Below are 24,000 nucleotides of genomic sequence, written 5' to 3' on the forward strand. Positions count from 1 at the left end.
GGGAACGTATAAAAATGGAGACAAGCACATGAGCAAGGATGCAACACAAGAGCGTATCTTTCAAGACGATATCATCGCGCAGATGGTCGCTAACGGCTGGGTGGAAGGCACGCCCGATGGTTACAACCGTGAATCGGCATTGTATGAGCAAGATGCGTTAACTTTCGTCAAAGAGACACAGCCGAAAGAGTGGCAAAAGCTTTGTAAGCTATTCCCGATTGACCCCGAATCGCACTTTCTTGATGCGTTAGTTGGCCAACTCAAAAAAGCTGATATTAATGCCACCGATCAACTCTCTCGCAGCTACGGCACTTTGGGCGTGTTGCGACATGATTTGAAGATCCGTAATGCGCGTTTCTCGCTGTGCCAGTTTAAACCTGAGCATAACCTCAACCCTGACACGTTAGCGCGTTATCAACAGAACATCTGCCGTATTGTACCTGAACTGGTTTACAGCCCTTACGCGACCGCTGAACACTTAGCAGCAACGGGTAAAAAGTCGAAGGCATGGCGCATTGACTTGGTGTTGTTTGTTAATGGCCTGCCTGTTGCCACCCTAGAGCTAAAGTCTGAGTTCAAACAAGCCATTGAAAATGCCATTAAGCAGTATAAATTTACCCGTTCCCCTAAAGACCCTGTCACCAAGAAACCAGAGCCGCTACTAAGCTTTAAACGTGGTGCGCTGGTGCACTTTGCTGTGAGTCAATACCAAGTGTATATGGCAACCAAGCTCGAAGGCGGTGATACCTTCTTCTTGCCATTTAACAAAGGTACACACGATGGCGGTGCCGGTAACGATGTGCCTGATGATGAAAACCATTATGCAACAGACTACCTGTGGAATGAAGTGTTACACCCAGACAACTTACTCAATATTATTGCGCGCTTTGTGCACCTGCAAATTGAAGAAAAAGAGGATTGGGAAGGTCGAAAGTCTAAAAAAGAGACGTTGATCTTTCCGCGTTATCACCAGTGGGATGTGGTGACTAAACTGATTGATGCTGCCATTGATGAAGGCACCGGTAACAAATACTTGGTACAACACAGTGCCGGCTCAGGTAAATCGAACTCGATTGCATGGACAGCTCATCAGCTATCGACGCTGTATGATGCGCAGGGAAACAAGCAGTTCCATTCAGTGATTGTAGTGACCGACCGTACTGTGCTTGATGATCAGTTGCAAGATACTATCTACCAGTTTGAACATGCCGATGGTGTCGTTGGCCGTATTAACAATAAAGAAGGCGACGGCTCTAAATCTGAGAAACTGGCGGCGGCATTAGAAAATGCTCAGCCGATTATTATTGTGACCATTCAAACCTTTCCCCATGTTTTACGTGCCATTGAAGACAGCCTTAGTTTAAAGACGCGTAACTATGCGGTAATTGCCGATGAAGCGCATTCCTCGCAAAGTGGCTCGACCGCTCGGCAGTTAAAAGAAGTGTTAATGACCGATGAGGTCGATGACGATACGGTGTTAACCTCGGAAGATATTCTTGATGCAACCATTGCTGCACGGCGTGGTAGTGGCAACCTTAATTATTATGCGTTTACCGCAACCCCTAAGCCGAAAACGTTAGAGCTTTTTGGACGATTACCCGACCCAACTCAGCAACCTTCTAAGCAGAACAAGCCAGAGGCATATCACGTTTATTCGATGCGTCAGGCTATTGAAGAGGGCTTTATTCTTGATGTGTTGAAGAATTACACCAACTATCATGTTGCTTACCAGTTAGCGCAGAAGATCGAGGCAGCAGATACCGAGGTTGATAGCAAAAAAGCCAAGATTAAATTGAATAAGTGGGTCAGGCTGCACGATTATAATATTTCTCAGAAAGTAAAAGTCATCATTGAGCATTTTAAAGACAATGTAATGGGGCTGTTAGGTGGTCAGGCGAAAGCTATGGTAGTTACTAGCTCTCGTAAGGAGGCAGTACGTTACAAGCTTGCTTTTGATAAGTATGTTGCTGAAAATGGCTATCAGGCGATTAGAGCAATGGTTGCCTTTTCTGGCGAGGTTGAGTTCACCGATAAAGATCCCGATTGCACAGCATGGCTGGATCACAAGTTTACAGAAAAGAACATGAACCCTGATTTGAAAGGTCGGGACATGCGTAAAGCGTTTGATAGTGATGATTACCAACTTATGCTGGTGGCAAACAAATTTCAAACCGGTTTTGATCAACCTAAACTGTGCGCTATGTACGTAGATAAGCCTCTAGGTGGTGTGGAATGTGTACAGACGTTATCACGCTTGAACCGTACCTATCCTGGCAAAGCAGAAAGCGGTACGTTTGTGTTGGACTTCTTTAATGAACCACAAGATATTTTAGATGCCTTTCAGCCTTACTATCAGACCGCTGAACTGATGGATGTTAGTGATCCTAACCTTGTCTTCGATCTGTATGAGAAATTACGTGGCAGTGGCATCTTTTTGTGGAGTGAGGTTGAGCGTTTCTGTGACGCCTTTTTTACCAAGAACAAAAGTAACTCGGTGATCAGTAATATCTGTAAGCTCGCACAAGAGCGCTGGCAGAAGCGTTACAGCTCGGCTGTTGAGGCGTACCTGCGAGCAAAAGAAATGTTTGAACGGACTAAACAAACCGCTGATGCCGTGTTGATGGCGAATGCCGAAAACAGCTTTAAAGAGTGCAAGCAGGAGAAAGACCGCCTTGAGATATTCAAAAAGGATCTAGGAAGTTTTACCCGCTTCTATGAGTTTATGTCACAGATAGTTGACTATGACGACAAAGAATTGGAAAAACTTAGCCTGTATGCGCGCCATCTGCGCCCATTGCTGCGTGAAAAGCTAATCAGCGAAGATGAGGTCGACATAGAGAACGTGGTAATGAGTCACTATCGCTTATCTAAAATTCATCAGCAAGATATGCAGCTGCGCGAAACTAACGCTGAGTACAAACTTGAACCTAGCAATGATATTGGTAGTGCTAAAGCTAAAGATAAAAAAGAAGAGTTTCTGTCGCAGATTCTGGTGCGCTTGAATGAATTGTTTATTACCGATGAGCTTACGGATAAAGACTTGATCAACTACGCGCATACCGTTAGAGACAAGCTACAAGAAAACATTGCGGTGATGACTCAGATAGCCAACAACACGCCTGAGCAAGCGTTGCTCGGCGACTTTCCACAAGCGATTGACGATGCGGTAATGGATAGCAGCCAAGCGCAGCAGGCGATGATGATGCAGTATTTATCAAACCCAGATCTGGCGAAAGGCTTTGCTAGAGTGGTGTTTGATTTGTTGAAGATACAACCTCAGCGATAGCGTTCGTAGAAGACAGTTGTACAACTCGTTTAGATGATGCTTTGGACTGTCGAATAGCCGTCGCTATTGAATTGAACTACTGGCGAGTTGACTGTCGAATAGCCATCGCTCTTGTACAACTCTGCTTGACCAAGTTGTCAGTGTGAGAGCCTTTGTTGCTCAGGCACTGAATACTGGCGAAGCTGTCTGTCGAACGAGCGGCGGCTCTTGTACAACTCTGCTTGACCAAGTTGTCAGTGAGAGAGCCTTTTTGCTCAGACACTGGATACTGGCGAAGCAGTATGTCCAACGAGCGACGGCTCTGGTGACTTCCCACAAGCGATTGACGATACGGTGTTTGATTTGTTGAAGATACAACCTCAGCGATAGCGTTCGTAGAAGACAGTTGTACAACTCGTTTAGATGATGCTTTGGACTGTCGAATAGCCGTCGCTATTGAATTGAACTAAACTATGAGAAGTTGTTTGTGTGCTAGCCTTCGCTCAGTTTATGTAACTTGACGAAATCGTCTTTATGCCCGCGCCATATACTCTTTGGATTTGGCTTGATGCGGTTACTGGAATAATTATTGGCTGTCTTTTTACGTTTACCTACTTCCTTACCGCGCTCTTTCGCTAGGTAAGATAGTCGCTTAAATAAGGCTTTGTACGTGATCAGATTGGTACGGTTCAACATCTCAGTAGGTCGTTCACAATAACCAAGAGTCATTTCCATTTGAGTAGCGATCTCCATTAAGGTTTTACGCAAGTTTTTAGAATTTTGTATCTTGTTGCCATCTAACATTAAACAAAAGTGATAGTGCTGCGCTTCGGCGTCATGTTGCTCCCTAGCCCAAATATACCCCATTTTCTCTAAGTCCCATATACTCCTTAGTTTCTTACGTAATTTTTTAATAAATTTGGATACACCTTCGCTGTAATCAGTAGCGCTTTTCAAATGTAGGTCGAAGCGGTACGTGAAGACTTTACAATGATAAGTTAGCATGGTGTCAATTTTATTTTTGAAAATTTGCAGTATGTTGATGTAACAGCCTGAGTAATCTTTTGTGTTAATATCTAACTCGATACCATCCATTGTTATTGTTTGCGATTTGGTTACTTTTTTCATTATTGTGACTCTCTATTTATTTATTAATTTTTTGCAGCCTGTTCCCATAACAGATACTATCTCTTACCGACCTTCTGTTCATAGCACCGCTGAAATCAGTTATTCTGCGGCAGAGTGAGTTTCGAAACCGGTACTCACGGCTTTATTAGGGACAATCTCGTTCACTGTATCTAGGGCTTTTTCGGTCGCCCGAACAGTTAAGTTCTCTCAATAGATATATGTGTAACTACGATAGACAGCCAACGAAGCCTACTGTTAAAACGGTGCGATTATCGATTAATGCTTTTCAAGTGATAATTCAGTTTTTATAAGTTGCTCTATAACCTTTCTGTTAATACGATCTAGATAGTGAGCTTTTTTGCAAGCAAGTTCCAAGAGTTCGCAACTATGTTGTTTAGCCAAGTTATTGATACCAAAACAAGTAAGGTAACTCTGCTCTGGGTGACGTGTACTTCTGAGTATTTCATCAATAACCATTGAGGTTGATGAGCCAATTTTCTTACTCGATCTTAAAATGCTTTTCGGTGACCACTTATACTTCTCTTTGTCTGTCGGCATATGCTCGTCTATTGTACTGAAACCATTCTCTTTATGCTTTCTACTATGCTGTGTTATAAGCCGCCCACAGTGGTGTATTTTGACCGAACTAGCAGTCGCTTGTATGTCTAATTGAGCACCATGATATTGCACAGGAATTGAATAATAGTGTTTCTTGTAACACACGTGATGGTTTATCCCTGCTTTTAAAGTTCGGTAGTCGATGTACAAATACGAGGAATCAGGTAAAGGTTCTAATACAGGCTGATCTAGTAATTCAAACAAGCTGCTTCTACTTTCTGGTAATGACTTAACAACGCGCTGATTAAGTTTTTTCGACAACTGACTTAGGGTGGTATTTAGACTTTCTAACGTGTAAAAATCTACTGAGCGGATCTTGCTTAAAATCCATCGAGTAACTACCCGTAAGGAAATATCAATATTACGCTTTGTTTGTCCCGATCTTAATTTAAGGTGTTCGGATGACATACAGTAAAAGTTCGCGATTGCCAGATAGTTCTTATTGAATGACGGAGTGTTTCGACCAAAACTAGCTTGCTGGTAAACAAGAGTTCGACTAGGTGTACCACCAAAAAAGGTTAGCGCATTAGCAATAGCCATAATACCACTTTCGATATCATTACTTTCAATCGCTTCACTGTATGTATAGTTCGATGCTCCAAGGCTTGCTACAAGAATGATAACTTCACGTAACTCACCAGTGTCAGGATTAACAATAGCGAAATCAGGACTGACATAGCTTACGAGTAAGACATCACCTGCTTGATGACTTTGCCGTATACTAGGCTTTTGTTTAACGAGCCAGCGGTTATAACGTTCACAAAATTGAGTAAAACCATAAGCCTGTTCTTGGTACTCTTCACGATACTTTTGCCATAGTGCTTTCTTAGTCATACCTTGGCGTTTCAACTGTTGATGAATGCCCCCCATGTCGGGCGCTAGCTTAACGGTAGCCTTCAATCTATTAGGATAAAGATACTCTTCAAGTTGGCTTTCAGTTATTAGAGGAGACCACCCTACCCCACCTTTACTAAACCGATTTAACACATCGGAAACCGTCGCTACTCCAATCTCAAGGTTTTTGGCTATCTTTCTGTGGGACAAGTGAACCTCGAACTTTAATCGTAAAAGCTCTGTTACTTTTTTTATTGGCGTTTTATTACAGTGCATTCGTATTATTCTCAATTATTGGTAGGCTAAACTGCCGCCTCGAATTTCGAACGAATATATGCCAACACAACCATCCGAGTCAACCAAAAGATGACACGTAAGGCATTGATAGGGTTGACATTGTAATGTAACTCCCTGTGCCGCAGACGTTTTGATTGATTAAGAAATTTTCAACTAAAAATTGAAGCGTAATTTGGTTGACGTACTTAAAAATCTCTATATATTAGCCATTGTTTTCAGTTGAGCTGATAGGCTGATAGGCCAAGACCACTTTGCCAGTTGAACGACTGTGGTTCATTCTTGATTTTCTGACAAGCATGTTGATTTTGTTCCCCCGAATAGGCTACTGACCGATTAGTTAAGTAATACGCCTGAGGTTCACTCTTAGCCATTAAGCGTTCCATAAAACTTGATATCACTATATGAACATAGTGAATTTTGAATTTCCGTTTCACAGAAAAAGCAACTTCTGTGGGGTACTTAGGACATTGATAGGTAGCAAAATATGACAATTAAAGACACACTTTTGAATCACTCTACCCAGCCGCTTATCTCACTAGAGAGAGTTGTGGCAGAGTTGTTTCGTTACAAGCATCGGATAAATAGAGTTGCACTGGAGATGGGAGCATGAATACAACATTTATGCTAATGGCACAGTTTGAAAAGGCCTTAGTGCCACTGAGTGAAGTTTGTGATGAGTACTTTGGCTGTAGTTATCGTACGGCTGTTAACAAAGCTAATGGAGGTACATTGCCCATACACGTGGTGAGACTTGATGAGTCAAATAAAAAATCCCCTCTTTTGATTCACGTAGCTGATTTAGCCAGTTTAATTGATAAGCAACGTGAATTAGCTAAAAAAGAATGGGAACACGTAAACTGCTAACTTTAAGCCTCCGCAAGGGGGCTTTTTTATAAATACAGTCCCCCAATAGTCCCCCACGACATAGCTAAGCTATTGATTTTATTAGTAGGTAGATCCAATCGAGCATAGGTGCAACGGATAGTTTATGTGAAATCATAAAGTTATAAAAAACCTTTAAGTTTAAAGCGAATGTAGCTGTAGAAAACAACAACTGAAAATTGCGCTGATTATAAAGGCTTTAGCGGTGTTAAACAAAAGAAATAATATCAAGCGACTGCCCTGAAAGCTTAGATAGCTTTTAGTCATTTATACGATCTAAATATGAGCAAATGTTACATAACAGCACTTAATCACTTGGTAAATTAACGTCTAGTCTGCTTGATGCTTATTTGGGGTTAAGTGATGACGGGTCGATTAAATAAGTTTACAAGAAAAAGTTAATCTAGGTCGTCAGGATCTGACTCAATCTCTTCGTCTACTCCCACTTTAGTTCGGCCAAATAAGGTGTGAAATTGCTTGGGAGTTAAAATTATGTGCTGATATTTTAACCAAGCCTTCTCAATGGTGTTGCTTACAGCAGCCTTACCACGACAAACGTCAACAAAATGTTGCTCTTCTTCTGTAACAGGCAGACGACTTTCTAAAGAAAGTGCCATTAATGCAACGCCATATTTCTCTAATGCCTCGGCCTCAGCCAAGTTAAAGTCACCAGAACGCTTTATGCCGCGCGGATAATTTCTATCATCGTAAAATTTTTTATTTACCTTAAAACTTTCTACTGATATTGCTAAATTAGCCATTTTATAAACTCTACTAAAATATAAATATACTGATAATCGCATTTTTAACTCAATATCGATTAATTGGCAATTATTTTTTACGTTCATTAGAATATTTTACTTAATGTATATTATTTACTTTTATATACACTGTTGGTGACTTTTTTTTGGCTAAAAATACAAAAAAAGCATGAGATTATATTTTGTAAATCCAATGTAGTCCTTGAATTGCTGTAGTAGGAAAAGCGGTTTGATGATTGGCTTCTGGGATAATAACAATTTTTGCCGATACGTGAGTTTGCGGCCAATTAAGTATTTTTTTATAAAAATCTTGAGCATCTTTGACCATTTCATGGCTGCTGACTAATGCCTTTGATTCACGCTCGCCAATAGCAATAAAAATATTAGCATTAATAGTTAACTGCCGCTTGCGATGCGCCTCTTCTAATTTAAAAATAACTCTATTATCAAACCAATAAGAGGGACTACCAAGTATGTAATGATTAAATAATGTTGGCTTAGCTAATAATATGTATGTACCGAATAATCCGCCAAGCGAGTTACCCACAAAGGTTCTATCTTGCCTATCCGTACGATAACTTTTATCAATATAGTTGATAACGCTATCTTCGATAAACACCATATGCTGTTGAGCACCACCTGTTGTTTGTTGCCAGGATTTATTTATTGATGGGGTATAGTCTCGCACTCTGCTAGCATCTCGTTTTGACCCTTTCGCAGATGAAATACCAACGATAATAGCTTCTTTCATTTTTTGTGCATTCATTGGATAACGGGTTGCCCCAGAAACAATTTGAAAAGTGTACCTAGCATCGGTTAAGTAAATAACGGGATAAATTTTATCGTCATTTTTAGCATAAGATTTAGGTAATTTTATAAATAATGGGTAAACACGTTGACTGTTGGGATCTTTAATTTCAACGACTATACTTCTTGGTATTTGAAAAGGCGTTGTTGCAAAAGCCATTGATAGCTTGCTGGTGAATATTAATAGCAACGTTAAACAATATATTGCTCGTTTCAAGTGAATCTCTCTTTATTTACGCGATGACAAGTCGTCATATTTATTTAACCATAACGAGTTATTTATAAAAAATTAAGCATAAGTAATACTCCAGCAAATAAATCACCGTTATATTACTTTTAGTGGTAATTATTATTGGCAAATATTTATTTAAGTAACGGTTTCATAGTCGCTAATTTACCATCAATTGCTGTGGTAATTTCTAGCCCTAAAATCTCTGCAACTTTTATTGGTAAATATTTATTGGCAAATATTTATTTAAGTAACGGTTTCATAGTCGCTAATTTACCATCAATTGCTGTGGTAATTTCTAGCCCTAAAATCTCTGCGATTAATGGCATAATATTTATGTTTTCAGCCGTATCTAACTGATATGCTTTTTTAAACGCGGGCCCTTGTGCATAGAATATTCCGTCCATATCTGTAGTGTCAAACTGGCTCCAGCCATGATTTCCTTTACTGGTTTTTCCGGTAAAACCTATTGACCAATCGTTATCGGTTAAACAAGCTATATCACCGATACGACTTGATTTTGAGGCGTTAAATTTTGCTGGGATATCTTGGTATTGATAACATTTATAATGTGTAGCTTGTTGATTTAATTGTGTAACAGTTTGAGCTAAGGTGCGTGTAGACTTGCCCTCATCGTATATAAGGGTAATAGGGTTGCTTGCTAAAACTTTATATTCATCATTTAACCAATTAGGTAAATATTCATAATTTTCAGCAGGATAGTCGGCCATACCATGATCAGAGACAATAATAATATTTACTTCAAAGTCTAACGCTCGTACTTTTTCAACCATTTCACCAATGGTGCTATCCACACGGTTAATGGCGGCAACAAGTTCAGGTGAATCTTGACCAAAACCATGTCCTGCACTGTCTATATCATGAAAATAAGTTGTTATTAATTGTGGCCGTTCGCCTGGAGGAAGCTGATACCAATTTAACACACCATCTATACGTTCTTGATGCGAGGCGTTGTGATTATATTTTTTAAAATGAGACGGGGAAATACCTGCAATAGCGGCTTCAGAGCTTGGCCAAAAATAGTTAGCAGTACGCATATTTTGTTCTTCAGCAATAATCCACAGGGGTTTACGTAAATAAAAGTCAGGATTGGTCACCGCTTCCGAGTCTCTTATGCTGTAGGTTTTATTTAAGTCTGGAGCATAGAAACGGTTAGCCACTATGCCATGATTTTCAGGATATGACCCGGTAACAATACTTAGGTGGTTAGGAAAGGTTTTTGTCGGAAAAGTAGGACGTAATGATGTTAAATGAGCAGACTCTTTAGCAAATTGAGACAAAAATTTCGGCTGATATTTATTAACATAATCCCATCTAAAACCGTCCAGTGAAATTAACAACACATAAGGTTTAGGATTAATCTTGGATACTATACCTGGTGAATTTTTTGATTCTAAACTGCATGCATTTAAGACAAATAATATGCCTATTATAAATAATTTATTCACTGTCATTTCTCATCAATAATTGTCTGTTTAACGACTTGCTAGCGTTGTTTTTTTAACTAAAATAAAATCATTCTTTGTTTATCTTAAAACGAGTATTCATTGCCTCAATACTTAGCGTAAATAAGGCAATAGCTTCAATTAAACATCCGCATAATATATTTTTTACTGATGCCTTTTATAATTTATCGCCCTATAAAATTAGTAGAGCTTTACTCGATAAATACTATCCATTGATTGAAGGACTACAGATAATCTATCATCATTATCAACAAACCAATAGCTTGCAGCAGGAATAGGTGGCAGTGCTATAAGCTCAGCAAAAGTTGAGGCATCATAAACAGCAAGATTGGTCACAATAATATTATGCGCTTCATTATGATAGCGGATATGTTCATTTTTTTTCGGAAAATAAATTTCTTCACCCGTAAATGTATGCAGTATTTCAGAAGTGTCACTTATCTTAATGATGGTGTTTCTAGCAAGAATGTTTTCATTGACCGCATCAATGAAAATAGCCCGCTCTTGGCCGCCTGAATAATTGTAAGTATTGCGACTATCCTCTAGTGAAGTCGCAACGGCTTCAATTTCTAAAGGATCTAATGTTAAGGAAAACAATTCATAGCCACTGTCATCTGTATCCGACACATATAATAATTGATTGCCGTTTAAAGGAGATTGAACAATGTTGTTGACGTTGGCTAAAGCGATGTCGGTAAGGACAAAGTCTGTTGTTGATAAGTTAAATTGCTCAAATGAATCATCATTTACAAATATAAGTTGATTAGCCGCGCATTTTATAACGCTATGTGCAGAGCCCGTTTGCTGATACGACTCAATAAATGTCAGCGTTTTGTGGTCATATGAAAATATTTGGTAGCTATAATCGTCATAGTTTATACCCGTTAAAAATATACCTTCTTGATCAGCTGAAAAACAAATATTATCAAAAACAATATTTGTTTCCTCAGAAGCGTTGATTAAGTGACCTGTTTCAAGGTCAAAGACTTTTATTACGGTGTTAAAATCATTGATTGCAATAAGGTGGTTGTACACAGATGAGTATCGAACCTGCTCTACGGTATGATCTAATGTAACTGCCTGACCGACAATGCCAACGATTTGTTTAACTGAGTGTCCACCTGAACTTTGTTCAACATATTTTTCACTGGTTTTCAGTTTATAGTTTCCATCGTAATAAATATCATAGAAACCTTTAGATTCATTGGTATCGAAAGAAAGGATAATGTTGTTTTCGGTCGCTAAAATACTAGGTTGGTAAAAGGAATTAGATACCGAGATAGTTGAAACTTGTATCGGAGTATTTGAATAACCACTATCAATAGATACTTTTTTATTAAATTTTATAATGACCTTTTCAACGGGATCATTTTCAAGTGTTTCTTTAGTAATTGAAATAGCCTTGAACGGTGTTAATTCTTGGATAAAAGCAAGTGCTTGGGCATTATCGTGTAAATTAAATAAGGCGGATGAAGTCCATTCTACCGTTTCTGCTTCACCTATAAGTTCTTTGTTAAGGTGCAATTGCATATATTTATTTGTGATTAATGTCAGTAATATTTCTTCATTTTGAGCGTTGGTCAGTGCAAAGGTTCCAGCAGGTGATTGTGGTGCGTAACCTTTACCTGAATATGGCGAGGTAACTGTAGAGGTTAAAGTGGTCTCAAAGGCAAATAGTTCACTCGTTATTGTACTGGTAATATCGACTTTGTAATGCGGATATTTATTACTCTTTGGCGCGTTAATATGTTGATTAATCGTTGTTTGCCTCATAGAGTCAGTAACGACCATTAAATCCTCAGTTGTAACTTTAAAGTCGATTGCTTTTATATCCAGTTTTCTGTTTTTACTTTGATAATTTACAACAAGATCCCCGCTTAAGTCTTCAGTATTTGCGCTCCACGTTTGGTTACTTGTCAGTAAAAGCTCGAACATTAACTCTAATGAAAGTGAAGGCTCTTCTACCGTAGAGATGATAAAGCGCGTAGAGGAAACTTTTGCACTTAAGCCCTTAATAAGAAAACTATCCGAGTAAGGACTTTCGCTGTTATCAAGTTGAATATCCTGCTGGGTAATATTAACTAAGGCAGTCACTGTCGTGGTTGAATTTTCTCTATCAATAATATCGGTTTGGTAACTACAGTTTGTAAAGACTAATTGGTAGCTACTTTCTGTATCGTCAATAATTTTTTCAACGCTACCTGTACTATTACAGTCTCTAATTAGGATGTTTTCAGGTGCATGATGAAACCAAATAATTTCCTGTTCAATAATGTCTGCGGCATCAATACTCGCTTCGGTTAACACCGTACTCCAGATAGCAATATCACCCGCATTATCTTCTGTGAAAATAGCGTCAACAACCGGTAGTGTTGGTATAATAGGCTGCGGTGTCGTTATTTTTTCTGAGCCTTCGCCACCGCCACATGAGGCTAAAAGAGCAAGTGATATTAAGCTCGCTAAAAGATAAGCAGTCTTATTCATTCAAAAACATCCATTTGTTATAATTGATCCTAAATAGGCGAGACATTTATACCTAAAGATCAATATATTTACAATTGAAATGTCTATTCAATACTGAGGTAAATCAATAACCAAATTGAATTTTTCAGAGCTTTTCCATAGGTTAAGTAATACAGAGAATTCTTCTATTTCACAGATAGAGGCGGTTGAACTGAGTATTTTTTCAGAGAGGGTATTCATTCGATCAAATTCATTGACATTCATCATTAACATTCCTTGTTATATGTCAATGGATTATGACTTAAATAACAAAAAAGGTATAGCTTTTAGTGAGTTAGTTTATGAACTTTTAATGACAAGCGTTACTGATAACACTGATTAATGCACTATTTTTGCCGAGTATCTCTTCTAGGCCTTCCTGAGCAGGTTAATGTGCCCGACATACACACTTTAGTAAAATATAAAGATTAATGCTGCAATGCTATAGCCGACAAATATTTATTGATGAGAGAGTTTAAGTCATCTTACTTAAATTAATTAATTTTATATCACTTTTTCAGTTTTCGTTTTAGCTCATCCATTGTCAACATTGCTTGTGGAGACTGCAGTAATTCGGCGTTTAACTCGGCAACTGCGCTTAGGCCATTAGCCACAATAGTATCGCTATTTACATTTAAACTGCGCTTTGTCGCTTTTACCGCATAATTAGGTAATAAAGCAATGCAGTTGGCTAAACTAAAAGCAGCTTTCATTAAACGTTTACGTGTTAAATAAGTATCATTAATCATGCCCCATTTTTTTGCCTGGCGTGCGGAGAAAATAGCCGAAGTGTATGCTAGCTCTCGTAGTCGGCCATCGGGTAAATTAAAATGCAAGCGTTGTAATGTTCCCATATCTGCAGGTATACCTAATTGCGTTTCCAAGATACTAAAGTAAGAGCGCATCGACGCTAAACGAATATCACATGCCGAAATTAAATCAACCGCACCGCCAATACATACACCATGGATCGCTGCAATTGTAGGAATAGAACAATCAACAATCGCTGAAAAGGCTTGCTGCATATTAATGATTTCAGACCTCAAGTGCACTGTTTTATCATTTTGGCAATCTTGTGTTGACGCCATAACTTGTAATAAAAAGTTGATATCGGCGCCCGATGAAAATTGTTTCCCCTTGCCACTCAATACCACGACATGAATATCTTTTTGGTTATTTATCCAGCGGTAAGCTTCGCCAATTTCAAACCACATTTTTTTATTCATCGCGTTCGCCTTATTCGGGCGTGCAAGTTGTAAATGCAAAAGATGATTTTGGAGCGTTAAATCTAAATATTCAAATTCAGGCATGTTAAGTCGACACTTAAAATTTATTATTATCGATTAAAGATGACACGTAGGTATCGAAGAAGACAAGATAAATTTACTAAACCATTAAAGTCAATTTATCTTAGTACTTAGGTGTAATTCAACGATCAAGTATTACATTCCATCTTTCGTAAACGTTGAGAGTGCCAACAACACGCTTTTAATTTAAAGGCTTAAGTAATTAACTTTTCAAGCATATTACATCATCAAAATCTCTGTGTTAAACTGCTAAAAAATCAACTAATCATGCAAGTACCTAACTCATAATGAATGCAGAAGAATTATTAATACAAGCAAAAGAGTCTTGCAAGAAGCGTGGTGCACGATTTACCTTGGCTCGCGAACAAGTATTTACACTGTTAACAGGACATAGCGGTGCTATTGGCGCTTACGATCTGCTTGATGAACTAAAACTGATTGACCCCGCAGCTAAGCCAGCAACTATCTATCGTGCTTTAGATTTTCTTGGCAAACAGGGCTTTGTTCATAAGATTGAGTCTATAAATGCCTTTGTGATGTGTCATCATTTCAGTGAGTGTAATCATCCCGTGCAACTACTCATTTGTGACCGTTGCGGACATGTTGAAGAAATTCAATCTTCTAATTTAGACTTGGCTTTGCGCTCGATGGCAGATGCAACCGGCTTTACTATTAGCCATCAAATTGTTGAAGCGCATGGTGCTTGTCAAAGCTGCAGTTAACCACTTTTTTGTTAAGTAGTAGATAATAACTTTAACACCCCCATTAAACTCATATTTAGAGCTATTGGTCGCATAAGAAGCACCCTCCCCCTTAACTCAGTGAACTTACTTATGCTATAAGTACACGGTTAAACATGCATATATTATAAAATATTCAGGAAGCCTATGAAATATTCAATCAAGTCAGCGTTAATTTGCTTATTTGTTGTTGCCAGTGGTAGCGCAATAGCAAAAAATACTATTAGTAGCGATAAATTTCGTCAGTTAGAAGAATCTTTACCGACACCCAACACTTACAGAACTGCATCAGGCGCACCAGGTCACCAGTATTGGCAACAACAAGTTGATTATAAAATTAATATTCAACTTGATGATAAAACGCAAACCTTAACGGGTAGCGAAACGATGAGCTACACTAACAATTCACCTGATACCTTACGTTACTTGTGGATACAGCTTGATCAAAATCGCTTAAAACGTGACTCTGACAATCGCTTAACAGCGACGGCTCCTAGTAAGAAAATAACCTACAAAGGATTGCGTGGCGCCATCGAGTCGACTGAATTTGACGGCGGCAATACAATTACTGCTGTTACAGCATCAAACGGAAGCGCACTTAACTATGTAATTAACGGCACTATGATGCGCGTTAACTTACCTAAGGCATTAAAATCCGGCGATGATGTTGAATTAAATATTAAGTGGAACTACAAGCTTCATGAACAAAAAGTGTTAGGTGGCCGTTCGGGTTATGAATACTTTAAAGAAGACGATAACTATTTATATGAACTTGCTGGCTGGTTTCCTCGTGCAGCAGCATACTATGACGTTATGGGCTGGCAAAATAAGCAGTTTTTAGGTAACGGCGAATTCACTTTAGAATTTGGTGATTACGACGTTAAAATCACCGTACCTGCAGACCACATTGTTGCTGCGACAGGTGAGTTGCAAAATGAAAGTAAGGTCTTAACAAAAACACAGCGTAAACGCTTAGAGAAAGCTAAAAAAGCCAAAAAACCGGTACTTATCGTTACTGTTGATGAAGCGCTTGAAAACGAGAAGTCTCGCTCAACAAAAACGAAAACCTGGCATTTTAAAGCTAAAAATGTTCGTGATTTTGCTTTCGCATCAAGCCGTAAATTTATTTGGGACGCTCAAGGATATAAAGAAGGCGGTACCGATACCATGGCGATGTCTTTTTACCCTAATGAAGGTAATCCATTATGGGAAAAGTACTCAACTGAAGCTATTATCCATACTATGCAACAGTATAATAAATATACCTTTGCTTACCCATACCCAGTGTCTATTTCAGTCAATGGACCGGTTGGTGGCATGGAATATCCGATGATCACTTTTAATGGTCCTCGCCCAACGCTTGACAAAGAAACGGGTGAAAAAACCTATTCTCGTGGTACTAAATACGGCTTAGTTGGAGTAATTATTCACGAAGTGGGTCATAACTACTTTCCAATGATCGTTAACTCTGATGAACGTCAATGGACTTGGATGGATGAAGGCTTAAACACTTTCCTACAGTTTTTAGCACAGCAAGCCTGGGAAGAAGGTTATCCTTCACGCCGTGGTCATGCTGCAGATATTACCAATTACATGAAAAGTACTAACCAGGTACCTATTATGACCAACTCTGAATCAATTCTTCAATTTGGTAATAATGCCTACGGTAAGCCAGCAACAGCATTAAATATTTTACGTGAAACAGTTATGGGCCGCGAATTATTTGATTTTGCCTTTAAGGAATATGCACAACGTTGGATGTTTAAACGCCCAACACCTTCAGACTTTTTCCGCACGATGGAAGATGCCTCAGCCGTTGATTTAGATTGGTTCTGGCGTGGTTGGTTCTACACCACAGATCATGTTGATATCGCTTTAGGTAATATTCATTTATACCGTCCTAATAGCCAAAACCCTGATACAGAAGCGGCTTGGAATCGTGCCTTAGAAAGTGAAAAACCAACCTTTATTAGTGATCTTCGTGATAAAGGTCACTGGCTTAGAACAACTGACAAGCCTGAGTTGTTAGATTTTTACAACGAACATGATAAATTTACCGCAACCAATAAAGCACGTAATACCTACAACAGCGCCAATAAAAAGTTAGAGCAATGGCAAAAAGATCTCCTTGTTGATGAAAGAAATTTCTACATCGTTGATTTTGAAAATAAAGGTGGCTTAGTCATGCCTATTATTGTGCAATTAACTTTTGCAGATAAAACAACAGAACAAGTCACTATTCCTGCAGAAATCTGGCGTAAAAATAGCAACAATGTTTCTAAATTATTTATTACCGATAAAGAAATTACCGCTATCGCTATTGATCCAAACTGGGAAACAGCTGATGTAGATGTTAACAATAACTACTGGCCAGCACGTCCTATTAAGTCAAGTTTTGAGTTATACAAACGTAAGAAAAAAGACATGATGCGCGACTATAATGTAAAATTAAAGTCGGCTGATGACGAAAAAGATGACAAGGAAGAAGAAGATAAATAATGATGAAAGTGTCATTATTTAAAAGCTTTATTTTTTGTTTATTGTGTGGGGTTGCACTTTCTAGTGCAGCTCACCGCTACTTTTTTGGATTAACTGATTTATCAGTTAATCCAAGAACCAACAGCATAGAAATTATTCATCAGTTCACCGCTCACGATATTGATAATGCCATTGCTGAACAGCAACAAATACACTTTTCAGCTGAGCATCCTCAATACGAAAAGTTCATTCAAAACTATGTTGAAGCACATTTTCAACTTATTGATGTTCAAGAGAATAAAAAACAGCCCATCAAGCTCAATTGGATCGGTTTAGAAGTTGCTAAAGGTAATGTTTATATTTACCAAGAAGCTAATTTTGAAAACTTTTTATCCGGATTAGTGGTAAAAAATGATTTACTCATCGATACTTACCCTAAACAAGTAAATACTGTAAATTACAAAGACAAAAAAATTATAGGCAGCTTAACTTTTTCGAAATTAGTTAAAATTGCGATAATAAAAAACAATAACTAGTAGGAACGATTTACATTTGCTAAATTAACATGCAAAATAAATTTACTAGTATAACTAAGCCCTTGGGAAACATTCATGAATGTAGAGTTTATTAACCCTTTTTTATCTTCAATGCTCAATGTAATGTCTACTATGGCACAAATGGAATTAGTACCAGAAAAACCTCGTTTGAAAAAAAATGAAGTTGCTATGGGCGATGTTTCTGGTTTAATTGGCATGGTGAGTGCTCAAACTAAAGGCTCGCTATCGATTACTTTTGAAGGAAAGTTAGCGCTTGCTACCATGAAGAAAATGGTTGGTGAAGGTCCTGACGAAGTCAATGAAGAAATTACCGATTTAGTCGGTGAAATCACCAATATGGTCACGGGTGGCGCTAAGCGTATGCTCAGTGAAAAAGGCTTTGAATTTGACATGGCAACCCCTATGGTTGTTTCTGGTCAAAACCATACGATTCATCACAAAGCTGATGGTCCTATTATCATCATTCCGTTAAATTCCGAATTTGGTAAAGCGTTTATTGAGTTCAGTTTTGATAAATAGTGAACTGAACAATTTATAATCGCTTTTAATCAAATACCAAAACCTCGTTTAGCAATAACCGAGGTTTTTTATTATTTACGCTATATTTAATTTATTCGCTCAATAACCACTGACGATTAACCGAATGCGAGTAGGTATTATGTGTGCTATTGAATGGCCGCTGACAACTTTACTGAGAAGTTGGCCGAGTGTTCAGTATGTAAAAAAGACCTTTATAGTGCGGATAGGGTTATTTGTACCCGACGAGTAATATTACACAATAGCTCATAAGGAATAGTGGTCGCACATTGCGCTATTTCGGCAACAGAGAGTTGCTCTCCCCATAAAGTCACAACATCGCCAACCTGCTCTTGTGCATTCATCCCTAAATCAACGGTGATCATATCCATTGATACTCTTCCTACTAAGGGAACCCTTCGCCCATTGACCAACACAGGAGTGCCATTTTTAGCATGACGAGGGTAACCATCACCATAACCAATGGCAACAACACCAATAATGGTCTTTTGCTTACTTGTCCAAGCATTACCATAACCGACTGATTCTCCAGCGGCTAATTGACGTACGGCGATCAAACTTGACTTCAAGGTCATTACCGGCTGAACATTCAACATTACATCTGTATTTTGCAACGCATTTTCTGACGCACAAGTGAATAAATTTGCGGTACTACTTTCAAAGGGTAAAGGAGAAACCCCGTATAGCAATAACCCTGGACGAAGCCATTGGTAATGACTTGCTGGCCATGCACAAATACCGGCAGAGTTTGCCAATGTGCGTTCTTCGTTACAGCCTAAGGTTACTTTTTCAAAGAGTGATATTTGTTGGCGCGTAGCCTGATTACTTTTATCATCAGCACAACCTAAGTGACTCATTAGCACAATGTTTTTTTGCACATTTACTGAGTCAGTTAATTGCTGATAGAAAGAGCTAAACTCTTCTGGGTTTATACCTAAACGGTGCATACCGGTATCGATTTTTAGCCAAACCTTTAACGGCGAAGGAAGCGTTGCCGTTAAAAGAGCATCAAGTTGTTGATGGTTATGAATAACCGTTTGTAAATTATTAACCGCAAGTATGGCTAAGTCTTTTGCATTAAAAAAACCTTCAAGCAAGACAATAGGTTGAGTAATACCTGAAGACCGTAATGCCAGCGCTTCATCAATTCTTGCCACCGCAATTGCATCAGCGGTAGTCGATGAATGGCCGTGTTCATTTATTTTAGCTTGCTCTGAGAATAAGGCGTGCGCAATGCGTTCTAGGCCATGGCCATAGGCATTCGCTTTTAAAACGGCTAGCACCTTTGCTGTCGGAGCAAGTGATTTTATCTGCGCTAAGTTGTGCTTGAGCGCAGATAAATTAATAATTGCCGTTGCGGTCGTTAATGCCATTAATCTTCATCTAATACATGCGGACCAGCATAATTATCAAAACGAGAAAATTGTCCTTGGAAAGTCAACGGAACACGACCAATGGGACCGTTACGTTGTTTACCAATAATAATTTCTGCCATACCTTTAAACTCTGAATCATCGTGATAAACCTCATCACGATAAATAAACATGATCAAATCGGCATCTTGCTCAATAGAGCCTGATTCACGGAGATCCGAGTTAATAGGCCGTTTATCTGAACGTTGCTCCAAACTACGGTTTAGCTGAGACAGTGCCACAACCGGCACTTGTAATTCTTTAGCTAATGCTTTTAATGACCGTGATATTTCTGCAATTTCTAAGGTACGGTTATCAGCAAATTGAGGCGCGCGCATCAACTGTAAGTAATCAATCATGATCATACTTATACCACCATGATCACGGGCAATACGGCGTGCACGAGAGCGAACATCAGTTGGCGTTAAACCAGCGGCATCATCAATAAACATCTTACCTTTATCAATAAGTAACCCCATGGTTGATGATAAACGCGCCCAATCTTCGTCACCTAATTGCCCGGTACGAATTTTGGTTTGGTCAATACGGCCTAATGAGGCTAGCATTCTCATCATCAGTTGTTCTGCCGGCATTTCTAAACTAAAGATCAATGCCGGTTTATCTTCAGTCATCGCCGCGTTTTCTGCGATGTTCATCGCAAAGGTAGTTTTACCCATTGACGGACGTGCAGCAACGATAATAAGGTCTGATTTTTGAAAACCAGCGGTCATTTTATCTAAATCAGAAAAGCCACTAGAAACACCCGTAACACCATTATTTGGCGATGAACAAAGTTGCTCAATACGATCGACTGTTTTTTCTAGTACTGAGGTAATATTTTCTGGCCCTTCAGACTTGTTAGCCCGTTGTTCGGCGATAGCAAATATCTTAGTTTCAGCAAAATCAAGCAGCTCTGCACTGGCACGCCCTTGAGGATCATAACCCGCTTCAGCAATTTCATTTGCCACACTGATCATTTCACGAGTAACCGCACGTTCACGAACAATGTCGGCATAGGCGGTGATATTGGCCGCACTTGGTGTATTCCTCATCATTTCGGCAAGGTAAGCAAAGCCACCGGCATCTTCAAGTCGTTGCTCGTTCTCTAAAGCTTCAGATAAGGTAATTAAATCAACAGGGTTGCCTAGTTCAATTAACGCAGCAATGGTTTCAAAAGTAATACGATGTGAACGACTATAAAAATCCTGAGCGACAACACGTTCGCCAACACGATCCCACGTCTCGTTATCGAGCAATAAACCGCCCAATACAGATTGTTCTGCCTCAAGTGAATGAGGTGGAACTTTTAAAGCATTCATTTGGCTATCTTGAGAATACTTTTTATCTTTGAAAAATTTATTTGGCTTGCGCTCTGCCATTTATTTACCCTAAAACTCTATCGCAAATGCGAGATTAAAACTGTTGCTAGGTTAGCAGAATTTACTTTGAAACAGAATATAAAAACGAGTCAGAATGGGCCCTAACTCGTTCTATTTTTAATGCCCGAGTGATAAAAATTAATTGCTGACGCGAATATTGCCATTTACCGTATTTGCACGTACGTTCGCATTGGCACTACCAGTTTCAAAGTATAATTTTGAACTTGGACCATACTTAGCTTTATTTGATTTTTGCGTGGTAATTTTATTAGTAATGTCACCACCAGCGCTGGCTGATAATCTAAAGCTTGCTTGGACATTTTTCTGTAGTTTTAATGCCAAACCACCACTAATACTCGACATTTTAACGACACCACCGTCATTTAACGATACAGTTCCTGAAAAATCACCGCTAACATTGGCAACGGAGAGTTCATCAGTCTCATTTAATCCTATATTAATATTGCCACTGACATTTTCGATCATCACTTCTTTTGCTGCTGATTGTGCGTCAATTTCACCACTGACCACGCGTAAGCTTAAACGTCCACGTGACTGACGGTCTTTGATATTGCCGCTAACACTCGATAAACTTACTTTCCCTGATAATTGGCTGCTGTCAATATCACCACTGACTGAAATTAATTCAATGCGTTCACTCAAATTAACGGCCTGAATGTTACCACTTACCGTTTTTGCTTCGACACTGGCATGTAAGTTTTCAAAATTAATATCACTGGCAATCCCCTCAAAACTAACGCGAATATTTTTAGGCATATGAATCGTTAATACCGAGCCTTTAGCATTGTTACCCCAGAAGTTGTTGCTCTTATTTTCAAGCTCAACTTTAATTTTTACACGCGAGCCTTCTTGCTTAAAGAGTAAACCTTCTGCGTCGTCTTCTAATTCTCCTTTTACCGAAATAGTGCCTTTGTCCCAACCAATAACCGTAATATTACCGCGTAAATTTTCAATATTAACACTGCTGACATCACTTACTGTTAATGACTTGTCAATCTGCTGACCGGCAAAACTTGAACAAGTGGCTAAAAATAGCATCATCATCATGACTTTTTGTAAAACTTTCATAACTACCTCTCTAGTGTTACTTTTTAAATACTCTGCCATTTAGGGCTGTATAGTTGGCTTAATAAATCTAATTCTTCTCTTTGGGTCCAACGTAATAAATTAAGTAAATCATTATTACTTGGGTCTTCATTTAAAGCTTTTTCAATTGTAGTTTGCGCTGAGCTCAGATTTATTAGCTCTTGTTGAATTTCTTTCGGCAGTGCCGATATTTTAGGCTGACCAAAACTAATCAACATCGATTGCTTGGTTTGCTTAAAATTTTCTTGCATGGCGGTTACTAAGGTCAAAGGTGAATTATTTTGTTGCGCTAAATCTAGTGGTTGCTCTGAAAATTGAGGCGAAAAAGAAAGCCAAGTAACTAACACTGCGATCACTAAAGATGCTGCCCATACAGTAGGCATAAAAACTTTGTTCTCCGGAGTAACATGCGCTGGTTTGTCTGGTGTTTTAACTTCAATTGCCCGTTCAATACCCGCCCATAAATCACGTTGTGGTGTCATTTCATCAGGTAGTTTTGCCAGTGCTTTTTGTAAAGCTTGCTCTGATACTAATTTATTCATATCTCGATCCACTCCATTAACAAATTTCTAGCTCTATGGTATTGCGCTTTACTGGTGCCTACTGCCATGCCGAGCATATTTGCAATTTCTTCATGGCGGTAACCTTCAACCGCGAACAACACAAAAACTAAGCGAGCTCTTTCAGGTAAACGCGCGATATGTTTATCTAATTCGGTTAACCCCACGCTATCTGGCATTTCTACGGCAATATCTGCCATAGTTTGATCTTCAAGACTAAAGATACGCTGCAACCAGTTTTTATGTCTGCGCAAGTGTCCGAGTACAATATTATTGGTGACACTGTGTAACCAAGTAGAAAATTTACTTTCACCACGAAAATTAGCTATTTTTTGCCATAGTTGTACAAAAACTTCTTGGCAAACATCCTCAGCACTGTCTTTATCGGCAAGCATACGCCAGCAGATAGCATAAACTTTCCGATGATACTGCTGATAAAGCTGATAAAAAGCCTGCTGATCACCCTGTTGTGCTCGACTAATAATCACCCGTTCGTCTTCAAGAGCTTGGGCAATAGCGTTCGGTGGTTCAGCACAATTTTTAATGTAAATAACTTTCGGATCATCCAAAGGTTAATTCTCAATAATGGTGTTGTTATAAAGTAAGATACCGTATTTAAGAAAAGGGTTTAAAGCAAAGAATAAAATATTATCTTTATTCATGTGACGTGGAAATTTAACTGTGTATCAATGGATTTTTAGGCATAAAAAAAGCGTCTTGCGACGCTTTTTTTGTACATTTTGATTTTAGCGCAAAATTACTTGCTGCTAAGAGCACCAAAACGTTTGTTGAATTTATCAACACGACCACCGGTCTCAGCAGCTTTTTGTTTGCCCGTGTAAAATGGGTGACAAGCTGAACATACGTCTAAGTGAATATCTTTTTTCGCTGTAGAACGAGTTACGATGATGTTACCGCAAGAACAAGTTGCCTTGAACTCAACATAATTAGGATGAATACCGTCTTTCATAGAAACCTCTGTATAAGGCCGTATCGCCACTTAGTCAGTCATTATTGCTGCTAAGCACCATACGAGTTAAAAATAATGGAGGCGAATTTTAAATCATCGGCAGATGCTTAGCAATAGCCTAATGACACTAATTGCTAAAAAAT

The 24,000-nt window shown here is 38.8% G+C and carries 20 protein-coding genes; 6 read left to right on the plus strand and 14 right to left on the minus strand.

The annotated features are described in order from the left end of the window. The first annotated feature begins 28 nt into the window (after positions 1-28). Complete coding sequence (locus tag ESZ26_RS05815; protein WP_146798808.1) at positions 29-3,286, plus strand: type I restriction endonuclease subunit R; 3,258 nt, start codon at positions 29-31, stop codon at positions 3,284-3,286. Between the two features lie 471 nt (positions 3,287-3,757). Here the strand turns inward: ESZ26_RS05815 and ESZ26_RS05820 are convergent, their stop codons facing one another. Then, positions 3,758-4,393 (minus strand): YagK/YfjJ domain-containing protein, encoded by a 636-nt coding sequence (locus ESZ26_RS05820; RefSeq protein WP_146798809.1) that lies wholly within the window; start codon positions 4,391-4,393, stop codon positions 3,758-3,760. A 276-nt stretch (positions 4,394-4,669) separates the two neighbouring features. Further along, positions 4,670-6,121, minus strand: a complete 1,452-nt coding sequence (gene istA, locus ESZ26_RS05825; RefSeq protein WP_146798810.1) for an IS21 family transposase — start codon at positions 6,119-6,121, stop codon at positions 4,670-4,672. 627 nt (positions 6,122-6,748) lie between these two features. Here istA and ESZ26_RS05830 point away from each other — a divergent pair. Next, complete coding sequence (locus tag ESZ26_RS05830; RefSeq protein ID WP_146798811.1) at positions 6,749-7,006, plus strand: pyocin activator PrtN family protein; 258 nt, start codon at positions 6,749-6,751, stop codon at positions 7,004-7,006. Between the two features lie 416 nt (positions 7,007-7,422). On the opposite strand, the gene ESZ26_RS05835 is transcribed toward ESZ26_RS05830, so the two are convergent. From ESZ26_RS05835 to ESZ26_RS05855, 6 genes are all read right to left on the minus strand, one after another. Then, on the minus strand, positions 7,423-7,872 hold the full coding sequence (locus ESZ26_RS05835; protein WP_146798812.1) for a MaoP family protein: 450 nt from the start codon (positions 7,870-7,872) through the stop codon (positions 7,423-7,425). Between the two features lie 88 nt (positions 7,873-7,960). Continuing rightward, positions 7,961-8,809 carry an alpha/beta hydrolase gene (locus ESZ26_RS05840; RefSeq protein WP_146798813.1) on the minus strand — a complete coding sequence of 283 codons (849 nt, stop codon included), beginning with the start codon at positions 8,807-8,809 and terminating at the stop codon, positions 7,961-7,963. 254 nt (positions 8,810-9,063) lie between these two features. Then, a complete protein-coding gene (locus tag ESZ26_RS05845; protein ID WP_170246315.1) occupies positions 9,064-10,290 on the minus strand; it encodes an alkaline phosphatase family protein in 1,227 nt (408 codons plus the stop codon). A gap of 198 nt (positions 10,291-10,488) precedes the next feature. Continuing rightward, positions 10,489-12,792, minus strand: coding sequence for a hypothetical protein (locus ESZ26_RS05850; RefSeq protein WP_146798815.1), 2,304 nt, complete (start codon positions 12,790-12,792; stop codon positions 10,489-10,491). Between the two features lie 87 nt (positions 12,793-12,879). Then, a complete protein-coding gene (locus tag ESZ26_RS19185; protein ID WP_170246316.1) occupies positions 12,880-13,038 on the minus strand; it encodes a hypothetical protein in 159 nt (52 codons plus the stop codon). Positions 13,039-13,319: 281 nt separating this feature from the next. Then, positions 13,320-14,120 carry an enoyl-CoA hydratase-related protein gene (locus tag ESZ26_RS05855; protein WP_146798816.1) on the minus strand — a complete coding sequence of 267 codons (801 nt, stop codon included), beginning with the start codon at positions 14,118-14,120 and terminating at the stop codon, positions 13,320-13,322. Between the two features lie 284 nt (positions 14,121-14,404). Here ESZ26_RS05855 and zur point away from each other — a divergent pair, with 284 nt between their 5' ends. From zur to ESZ26_RS05875, 4 genes are all read left to right on the plus strand, one after another. Continuing rightward, positions 14,405-14,839, plus strand: coding sequence for a zinc uptake transcriptional repressor Zur (gene zur, locus ESZ26_RS05860; RefSeq protein ID WP_146798817.1), 435 nt, complete (start codon positions 14,405-14,407; stop codon positions 14,837-14,839). A 165-nt stretch (positions 14,840-15,004) separates the two neighbouring features. Beyond that, on the plus strand, positions 15,005-17,356 hold the full coding sequence (locus ESZ26_RS05865; RefSeq protein ID WP_146798818.1) for a M1 family metallopeptidase: 2,352 nt from the start codon (positions 15,005-15,007) through the stop codon (positions 17,354-17,356). After that, on the plus strand, positions 17,356-17,871 hold the full coding sequence (locus ESZ26_RS05870; protein WP_146798819.1) for a DUF6702 family protein: 516 nt from the start codon (positions 17,356-17,358) through the stop codon (positions 17,869-17,871). Before ESZ26_RS05865 ends, ESZ26_RS05870 begins: the two co-directional genes overlap by 1 nt. 75 nt (positions 17,872-17,946) lie before the next feature. Further along, complete coding sequence (locus ESZ26_RS05875) at positions 17,947-18,411, plus strand: chemotaxis protein CheX (protein WP_146798820.1); 465 nt, start codon at positions 17,947-17,949, stop codon at positions 18,409-18,411. Between the two features lie 212 nt (positions 18,412-18,623). On the opposite strand, the gene alr is transcribed toward ESZ26_RS05875, so the two are convergent. From alr to rpmE, 6 genes are all read right to left on the minus strand, one after another. Next, a complete protein-coding gene (gene alr, locus ESZ26_RS05880; RefSeq protein WP_146798821.1) occupies positions 18,624-19,802 on the minus strand; it encodes an alanine racemase in 1,179 nt (392 codons plus the stop codon). Continuing rightward, positions 19,802-21,220, minus strand: coding sequence for a replicative DNA helicase (gene dnaB, locus ESZ26_RS05885; protein ID WP_070374997.1), 1,419 nt, complete (start codon positions 21,218-21,220; stop codon positions 19,802-19,804). Before dnaB ends, alr begins: the two co-directional genes overlap by 1 nt. Before the next feature lie 138 nt (positions 21,221-21,358). Further along, positions 21,359-22,309, minus strand: coding sequence for a DUF4097 family beta strand repeat-containing protein (locus ESZ26_RS05890; protein WP_170246317.1), 951 nt, complete (start codon positions 22,307-22,309; stop codon positions 21,359-21,361). Positions 22,310-22,332: 23 nt separating this feature from the next. Beyond that, complete coding sequence (locus ESZ26_RS05895; RefSeq protein ID WP_146798823.1) at positions 22,333-22,869, minus strand: hypothetical protein; 537 nt, start codon at positions 22,867-22,869, stop codon at positions 22,333-22,335. Continuing rightward, entirely contained in the window at positions 22,866-23,432 is a 567-nt protein-coding gene (locus tag ESZ26_RS05900; RefSeq protein WP_395880792.1) for an RNA polymerase sigma factor, read from the minus strand. Before ESZ26_RS05900 ends, ESZ26_RS05895 begins: the two co-directional genes overlap by 4 nt. 212 nt (positions 23,433-23,644) lie before the next feature. Further along, entirely contained in the window at positions 23,645-23,857 is a 213-nt protein-coding gene (rpmE, locus tag ESZ26_RS05905) for a 50S ribosomal protein L31 (protein ID WP_070374999.1), read from the minus strand. Between the last annotated feature and the right edge of the window lie 143 nt (positions 23,858-24,000).

Source organism: Colwellia hornerae, assembly GCF_007954355.1.
In the GTDB taxonomy this organism is placed as follows: Bacteria; Pseudomonadota; Gammaproteobacteria; order Enterobacterales; family Alteromonadaceae; genus Colwellia_A; species Colwellia_A hornerae.

Bases quoted from the DNA above. Each gene is read 5' to 3' on its own strand.
- ESZ26_RS05815 (WP_146798808.1), top strand. From the start codon at position 29: ATGAGCAAGGATGCAACACAAGAGCGTATCTTTCAAGACGATATCATC.
- ESZ26_RS05820 (WP_146798809.1), bottom strand. From the start codon at position 4,393: ATGAAAAAAGTAACCAAATCGCAAACAATAACAATGGATGGTATCGAG.
- istA (WP_146798810.1), bottom strand. From the start codon at position 6,121: ATGCACTGTAATAAAACGCCAATAAAAAAAGTAACAGAGCTTTTACGA.
- ESZ26_RS05830 (WP_146798811.1), top strand. From the start codon at position 6,749: ATGAATACAACATTTATGCTAATGGCACAGTTTGAAAAGGCCTTAGTG.
- ESZ26_RS05835 (WP_146798812.1), bottom strand. From the start codon at position 7,872: ATGAACGTAAAAAATAATTGCCAATTAATCGATATTGAGTTAAAAATG.
- ESZ26_RS05850 (WP_146798815.1), bottom strand. From the start codon at position 12,792: ATGAATAAGACTGCTTATCTTTTAGCGAGCTTAATATCACTTGCTCTT.
- ESZ26_RS19185 (WP_170246316.1), bottom strand. From the start codon at position 13,038: ATGATGAATGTCAATGAATTTGATCGAATGAATACCCTCTCTGAAAAA.
- ESZ26_RS05855 (WP_146798816.1), bottom strand. From the start codon at position 14,120: ATGCCTGAATTTGAATATTTAGATTTAACGCTCCAAAATCATCTTTTG.
- zur (WP_146798817.1), top strand. From the start codon at position 14,405: ATGAATGCAGAAGAATTATTAATACAAGCAAAAGAGTCTTGCAAGAAG.
- ESZ26_RS05865 (WP_146798818.1), top strand. From the start codon at position 15,005: ATGAAATATTCAATCAAGTCAGCGTTAATTTGCTTATTTGTTGTTGCC.
- ESZ26_RS05870 (WP_146798819.1), top strand. From the start codon at position 17,356: ATGATGAAAGTGTCATTATTTAAAAGCTTTATTTTTTGTTTATTGTGT.
- ESZ26_RS05875 (WP_146798820.1), top strand. From the start codon at position 17,947: ATGAATGTAGAGTTTATTAACCCTTTTTTATCTTCAATGCTCAATGTA.
- alr (WP_146798821.1), bottom strand. From the start codon at position 19,802: ATGGCATTAACGACCGCAACGGCAATTATTAATTTATCTGCGCTCAAG.
- dnaB (WP_070374997.1), bottom strand. From the start codon at position 21,220: ATGGCAGAGCGCAAGCCAAATAAATTTTTCAAAGATAAAAAGTATTCT.
- ESZ26_RS05890 (WP_170246317.1), bottom strand. From the start codon at position 22,309: ATGAAAGTTTTACAAAAAGTCATGATGATGATGCTATTTTTAGCCACT.
- ESZ26_RS05895 (WP_146798823.1), bottom strand. From the start codon at position 22,869: ATGAATAAATTAGTATCAGAGCAAGCTTTACAAAAAGCACTGGCAAAA.
- rpmE (WP_070374999.1), bottom strand. From the start codon at position 23,857: ATGAAAGACGGTATTCATCCTAATTATGTTGAGTTCAAGGCAACTTGT.